Below are 6,708 nucleotides of genomic sequence, written 5' to 3'. Positions count from 1 at the left end.
CCCAGCTTTGGTGGGTAAAATGTATTCTAAGATACATTTCTCAAGAGCGAGGGGGTGGAACGAACCACAAAGACACAAAGGACACAAAGATCGATCGATCCTATGTCAATTAAACTTATCACACAGAACCTAGAAGAGCCAAAAGTTTTTACTAAGAGCATGGACATTTGTACTAGAATATCCAACACTCAGTTTAAATATAGACTTCGATTGATGGGGGCAGAGAGACTCGAACTCTCACGAGCTTATAAGGCTCAACGGATTTTAAGTCCGTAGCGTCTACCATTCCGCCACGCCCCCGTTATTTGACCGACAATTTTTTATCATATCATAAATAATTTAATTGGCAAGAGTATTTTCAGTAAATTATTTTAGCCCGCCAATTCGATCGCCACAAAGGGGGAAAGAGGGGGTAAAATAATCAGCAGGTGAATTGCCGTTCACCGACAGCTATTGAGAAAAATATATCCTTATGCAATCAATTCTGACGCAAGAAACCATTATCATCGCCCTGATCTACCTATCTCTCAGTGTCTTGTATTTGCTCGTCATTCCCGCCGTTATCTACTACTACCTCAATACACGCTGGTATGTGGCTTCTTCTTGGGAAAGAGGGTTTATGTACTTTCTGATGAGCTTTTTCTTCCCCGGGATGCTGTTGTTGAGTCCTTTCCTTAACTTCCGTCCCCAACGTCGTACCCTAAAAGCTTAAGTTATCAACCAAAAAAAACCCATGAGACGCATTGATGTCATCGGGATTGGTATAGGGATGTTTGCTATGGGCGGCATCCTCTACATTGTCCTACAAAAAACCGGTTTAGATAGTGCTTCGGCGGGAATTTGGAGTCAAGCGGTGTTGGTAGGTGGTGTCATCGGTTGGATTTTTACCTATCTGTTTCGAGTCGCCACCGATAATATGACCTACGGCCAACAGCGCAAGGATTACGAAGATGCCGTCTTTAAAAAACGTCTGGAAGCGATGACTCCCGAAGAAATCGCCCAAATGCAGCGGGAGATTGAAGAAGAAAAAACTAAATAGACCGATGAAACCCGATAAAATCATCATCGGTTGGCGAGAATGGCTGGATTTACCTGATTTAGGCATTACCAAAATAAAGGCCAAGATTGATACAGGCGCTCGCTCCTCGGCCCTACACGCTTTTGATCTGCATCCTTTTCGAGATGGCGATCGCAATTGGCTGCGCTTTCAAGTTCATCCCTACCAAAAAGATAGTCGCCACACTGTCACCACTACCGCAGAAATCCTCGAATGGCGACGGGTAAAAAATTCCGGGGGTCAAAGTCAACTACGTCCCGTTATCAGAACAAGTGTATCACTTGGCGGTCGTCAATGGCCGATCGAATTAACCTTGACTAATCGCGATGTCATGGGTTTTCGGATGTTGTTAGGACGAGAAGCACTGAAAAAAGGCTTTCTTGTCCATCCGAATAGGTCTTTTTTACTGAGTTAAGTTATATTTAAAGCCGTGGCTCTCCCAGGTTTGGTGGGTAAAATGTATTCTAAGATACATTACTCCTAGCGAGGGAGTGGAGCGAACCACAAAGACACAAAGGACACAAAGATCGATCCTATGTAAGTTAAACTTATCACACAGAACCTAGAAGAGCCAAGCCGTCAGTTTTGCATCAGTTATCAGTTATCAGTTATCAGATGTGAGTTTTTAGTTCACTGTTTACTGTTTACTAAAAAGGCTCCACTACTTCCCGATCTCCTATACCTTTTAAACAAGATTTAGTATTAGATTCCCATAATATTGATTCTCTCTCAGATTCTTGAGGAATGCCTCTCGACATTCTTAATAATTTCAGGTGTATTATTATCTATCTAAATTCTTGGAGATTGTTGCTGTATAATTGTGATGACTGCCCCCGCTTTTCAGCCGAACTATGCCCATTCCCGATTTTCAATCGATTATGTTGCCCCTATTAAAAATACTTGCAGATGGCAAAGTTTATAAATATCGAGAAATTATTGAAGCCTTGGTCAGAGAGTTTCAAGTCACGGAAGCGGAAAGAAAAGAAATGCTTCCCAGTGGACAACAAGAAATTTTTGCTAATCGAGTCGGTTGGGCAAAAACCTATTTAAAGAAAGCGGGATTAATTGACTCACCCCAAAGAGCAACTTTTGTAATTTCTGAGAAAGGAAAAGAAATCTTATCTCAAAATCCTACTCGAATTGATACCAAATTTCTCAGGCAATTTCCTGAGTTTCAAGAATTTACTAGAGTCAATAAGCAAAATGAAACTATTACTCTTGAAAGCAATTTATCAACTTCTGATCAAGAACAAAATCCCGAGGAATTACTAGAAAACTCCTATCAAGAAATTCGTCAAGCATTAGCGACAGACTTACTTTTTATTCTGCGAAAATTATCCCCAGATGCTTTTGAAAAATTAGTAGTAGAATTACTGGTAAAAATGGGTTATGGTGGCTCGATTAGAGATGCTGGTAAAGCGGTAGGTAAGAGCGGGGATCAAGGGATTGATGGGATAATAAAAGAAGATAGACTCGGTTTAGATATAATCTATATTCAAGCCAAAAGATGGGCTGATAATAATGCCGTTGGTCGTCCAGAAATCCAGAAATTTGTCGGAGCATTAGCGGGACAAGGAGCCAAAAAAGGTATTTTTATCACTACTTCCTATTTTACCCAAGAAGCTTTAGAATATGCCCCCAGAAATGAGATAAAAATAGTGCTGATTGATGGGGAAGAATTAAGTCAATTGATGATTGATTATAACTTAGGTGTATCGACCCAAAAAATCTATGAAATCAAGAGAATTGATCATGATTATTTTGGGGATGAATGAGAGAGAGAGGAGGACAAGGGTTACAGAAAACGGCCATGGCGTTAAAATAGATGGAAAAAATAGAGGATAAAAACTATGGACGGGATGACCTTTTTTCAGAAAAGTGCGGGACAGTGGAAATCTCAGCGCACCACCCATCATTTACCCTTTCGACGCTCAGAAACCGGCGATTCCGAGATTTATGTGGAAGCTTTAAGCGCCGATAACCCGAAAATTATCGCTATCTGTGAAATGCACGAAGTCGATCCCGCTAAGACTGTGGGGGGTGCCTTTGTCAGTTGGGATGGTTCGATGCAGTGGGACAAAGAAGACGAAAATCATCAAGGAACCACCGTTTTTGCGCTAATTCCCGATGAAGATAATCCCCAAGCGGGTGTTCTGTTGCGGGAGCGAGGTTATGCGGAAATCATTCCCGTGGCGGGCCGTTATCACATTGATGAACAGGAAGGTTTAGTCTTAATTACAGAATACGAAACTATGACCTCGATCGAGCGTTTTTGGTTTGCCGATGCCGATTTACGTCTCCGCACTAGCACAGTTCAACGTTTTGGCGGTTTTAATACGGCCACTTTTTGTGCTGAATCCCGCAATCAGTCATCGGAGTCAGTCTCTAGTGATTCCCCCGAACCATCATCCTATTCGATTAGTGGCTGGTAAATTCAGTTATCAGTTATCAGTTATCAGTTATCAGTCATCAGCTTTTTTCTCCCCTCTCCCTGCTCCGGCGCTCCCCACTCCCCGGATGGTAAGCAAGTTTTCTTAACAATTGTAAGAATTTTTAATATTTCTTTTCTAGTTGGCACCTACTCCCTTATCATTAGGAGGAAAGTTTTTTAAGCATTTCTAAGGATACGGAGGTTTACCCTTGGCCATTCCTCTTTTAAATTACGCCCCCAAGTCCCAAAACGTGCGGGTAGCTGGTTATGATGTCGGTGGAGACGAAAAACCGAGAGTTTACACGACGGAAAATGTCCTCTCCCCTACCGACCTGGACGATTTAATCGAAGCCGCTTACCGTCAGATTTTCTTCCATGCCTTCAAATGGGATCGGGAACCCTTCCTCGAATCCCAATTACGCAATGGACAATTATCGGTGCGGGATTTCATTCGTGGTTTACTGTTATCGAAAACCTTCTATAACAGCTTCTACGAGAAAAACAGCAACTATCGCTTTGTCGAACAGGTAGTACAAAGAGTTCTCGGTCGCGATGTCTATAGCGAAAGAGAAAAAATTGCTTGGTCGATTGTCGTTGCCACCAAAGGGATTCAAGGTTTTGTCGATCAACTTCTCAACAGTGACGAGTATCTGCAAAGCTTTGGTTATGATACCGTTCCCTACCAACGTCGTCGCACCCTAGCCAGCCGCGAAATTGGTGAACGTCCATTCAACATCACCTCGCCTCGCTACGATGGCTACTATCGTGGTATTTTGGGCTTCCCTCAAATCGTTTGGCAGAATGCTGTACGTCGCTATGTTCCCCAAGAGCAAAAACCCAAAGCCGGCGATCCTTCCAGCTTCTTGGCTATGGCCCGGGGTCTCGGTAGCGCCAAAGGCAATCCTGTACCAAGAGTCTCCGCTATGAATATTAACATCGAGGCTTCTGTACCCCGTCGTTAATTTTTAGCTCAACCTGCCGGGGAGAGTCCCTAATTGGCAGAATGACCCCCGAACCATAATCAGGTTATTCTGTGAATTGGTGGCTCTCCCTATGGGGTGGCTCCTGAGATAATCCCCCCACCGAGGACGATTTCCCCTTCATAAATCACGGCTGCCTGGCCCGGGGTGATACTAAATTGTGGTTCATCGAAAACCAGCTTCACTTGATTATTTTCCAGGGGAATAACATTGACGGGAACGGCCGGAGAACGATAACGGACCTGTACTTGCGCGCGGATAGGGGTGGTGGGTTCGGCAATAGAAACCCAGTTCATCCGTCCGACAAGACAAGCGGCACTAACGGCACTTTCGCGATTACCGACGATAACCCGATTCATGACGGGATCCAGTTTTACCACATAGAGAGGTTCGGCGGCGGCGATGCCGATGCCTTTGCGTTGTCCGATCGTATAATGATGGATACCGCTATGTTTACCCAAAACTTTGCCATCGAGATCGACGATATCGCCCTCACTAACGGCGATATACTTATCCAAGAACGATCGCATCGTTCCGTGAGCTTCAATCAAGCATAAATCCTGACTATCGGGTTTATCTGCTGTTTTTAAACCGAATTCCTGGGCAATCCTGCGGGTTTCTGCCTTGGTTTGTTCTCCCAAGGGAAATAAAGTCCCACGCAGTACATCTTGAGTTAGATCATAGAGAAAATAGGATTGATCTTTATTTTTATCGACGGCGCGCAGCAGTTGATAACGGTTGTTTTCAGGAGAAAAACGAATTCTAGCGTAGTGACCAGTGGCAATAGTGTCCGTTTGCAAGGTTTCCCTGGCATAATGCAGCATCGGGCTAAATTTTACCGCTTTATTGCACTGAGAACAAGGCAGCGGTGTGATTCCCGCTTCGTAACCGGAAACTAGATAATCAATAATTTCTTTTTGGAAAAGCTCGCGACTATCGACGATATGATGGGGAACCCCCAACTGCTCACAAATAAAGGCCGCATCCACCATTCCCTCGGAGCAGCATTGACCTTTACCCTTCATTAACCACAGGGTCAAGCCAATAACATCATAACCTTGAGCGTGTAAGGCGGCAGCGGCGACAGAGCTATCTACTCCCCCCGATAGACCGACAACAACTTTTCCCATAAATCTTGTAATGATTTTTAACCAATATACTTTCTAGACTAGCATCTCCTACTTTAAAATTTGGACATGGTGTACCCAAATTTCGTGTGAGGACAAACCAGCATGATGAGAACAAACCTACTGTTTTTCTCGGCTTTATTTTGGTTAAAAGTCGGGATAATCGCTCAAGCAACGCTGCTGCTAAAAGCAAACTTATCTTTTGCCCAGAATCTTTATCCCGGTCGTCGTTTGCCCCCACCGCCGGCGGTGAGACAACCAACTAAACGTTCAGACAGTCCCAGTGCTGTTAATTGTTCCCAATGTTCACCCTTAAATTTACCCCCAGTTAATTCTCCTTCAGTTCGTCCTCTGGTGGCGGACCCAGTTTCCGGTAATCAACCCCTGAGAGAATACGTTTTTCAAGCTCCCGCTACCGTGCGTCCTGCCGATGCTACGGTGGTTAATAATCATAATCGTCAAACTGTCAATCCACCAGCACCCAGACCTCAAAATCGCACCAATAAACCCCCTTCTCCCCCACCACAGCAGCGGGTTATTGCGACTAATCAACTCTTTCGGGTTGAAGTTCAGAGTAATAGTGCAGCAGCGTTGGCAAAAATTAAAGAAATTGAACCCCTCGCATTTATCCGTACGGGAGAAAATGTGATTCAAGTTGGGTTATTTCAGCAACAATACCAAGCTAAACAACGGGTACAAGAGTTAACTAGACAGGGTTTTAGCGCCCAGATTATTACCCTCAATAATTAGTAAAGTTAGGGTTGAGAATATTAATAATAATCCGGGTTCAGGTCTGGGAATTATCCCTAAGTCTCCTTAACCCTTGCCCTGCTGCGGGTTAATAAGACCGCTTGTAATACTAAATCCTGTTTAAAAGGTATAGGAGAGTGGGGAGACACAATATTAATTAAAATTATCAAAAATTAATTTTGAGGGCAAGTTCTTAAGTAGCTAGACACAATTAATTACACATAAGTAGCTGGTTATAATTAAATTAAAAATGGATTTTAGGTTCGATCCCCCCTGCTCCCCTTGATAAGGTAGGGTTGATTCATGAATCAACCCTACCCTTGATAAGGGTGGTGTCTGATAATTTTTAACGCCTACCTACTT

Annotated in this window: 8 protein-coding genes and 1 tRNA gene; 7 read left to right on the top strand and 2 right to left on the bottom strand. The window is 43.6% G+C overall.

Translation table 11 applies throughout. The features are described 5' to 3' along the window. Positions 1 to 214: 214 nt before the first annotated feature. Positions 215 to 300: transfer RNA gene (locus IM450_RS09570), tRNA-Leu, on the bottom strand. 172 nt (positions 301 to 472) lie between these two features. Here IM450_RS09570 and ndhL point away from each other — a divergent pair. The 6 genes from ndhL (at position 473) to IM450_RS09540 (ending at position 4,450) form a co-directional block, all read left to right on the top strand. Next, on the top strand, positions 473 to 712 hold the full coding sequence (gene ndhL, locus IM450_RS09565; protein WP_002732218.1) for an NAD(P)H-quinone oxidoreductase subunit L: 240 nt from the start codon (positions 473 to 475) through the stop codon (positions 710 to 712). Between the two features lie 21 nt (positions 713 to 733). Further along, positions 734 to 1,039 carry a DUF3007 family protein gene (locus IM450_RS09560; RefSeq protein ID WP_002744428.1) on the top strand — a complete coding sequence of 102 codons (306 nt, stop codon included), beginning with the start codon at positions 734 to 736 and terminating at the stop codon, positions 1,037 to 1,039. 4 nt (positions 1,040 to 1,043) lie between these two features. Further along, positions 1,044 to 1,472, top strand: coding sequence for an ATP-dependent zinc protease family protein (locus tag IM450_RS09555; protein ID WP_002751980.1), 429 nt, complete (start codon positions 1,044 to 1,046; stop codon positions 1,470 to 1,472). 436 nt (positions 1,473 to 1,908) lie between these two features. Further along, entirely contained in the window at positions 1,909 to 2,832 is a 924-nt protein-coding gene (locus tag IM450_RS09550) for a restriction endonuclease (protein ID WP_002803417.1), read from the top strand. Positions 2,833 to 2,907: 75 nt separating this feature from the next. Next, entirely contained in the window at positions 2,908 to 3,489 is a 582-nt protein-coding gene (locus tag IM450_RS09545) for a phycobiliprotein lyase (RefSeq protein ID WP_002803416.1), read from the top strand. Positions 3,490 to 3,697: 208 nt separating this feature from the next. After that, a complete protein-coding gene (locus tag IM450_RS09540; RefSeq protein ID WP_002803412.1) occupies positions 3,698 to 4,450 on the top strand; it encodes a phycobilisome rod-core linker polypeptide in 753 nt (250 codons plus the stop codon). A gap of 89 nt (positions 4,451 to 4,539) precedes the next feature. Here the strand turns inward: IM450_RS09540 and mnmA are convergent, their stop codons facing one another. Beyond that, positions 4,540 to 5,598: a tRNA 2-thiouridine(34) synthase MnmA gene (gene mnmA, locus IM450_RS09535; protein ID WP_008201212.1), complete on the bottom strand. Its 1,059-nt coding sequence runs from the start codon at positions 5,596 to 5,598 to the stop codon at positions 4,540 to 4,542. A gap of 102 nt (positions 5,599 to 5,700) precedes the next feature. Here mnmA and IM450_RS09530 point away from each other — a divergent pair, with 102 nt between their 5' ends. Further along, a complete protein-coding gene (locus IM450_RS09530) occupies positions 5,701 to 6,345 on the top strand; it encodes a hypothetical protein (protein ID WP_002803410.1) in 645 nt (214 codons plus the stop codon). Positions 6,346 to 6,708: the final 363 nt, after the last annotated feature.

It is taken from the genome of Microcystis sp. M083S1, assembly GCF_020246405.1.
Classification (GTDB): domain Bacteria; phylum Cyanobacteriota; class Cyanobacteriia; order Cyanobacteriales; family Microcystaceae; genus Microcystis; species Microcystis aeruginosa_C.
Note: the sequence above shows the minus strand (reverse complement) of the source record. Positions and strands in the feature narration are given on the sequence as shown.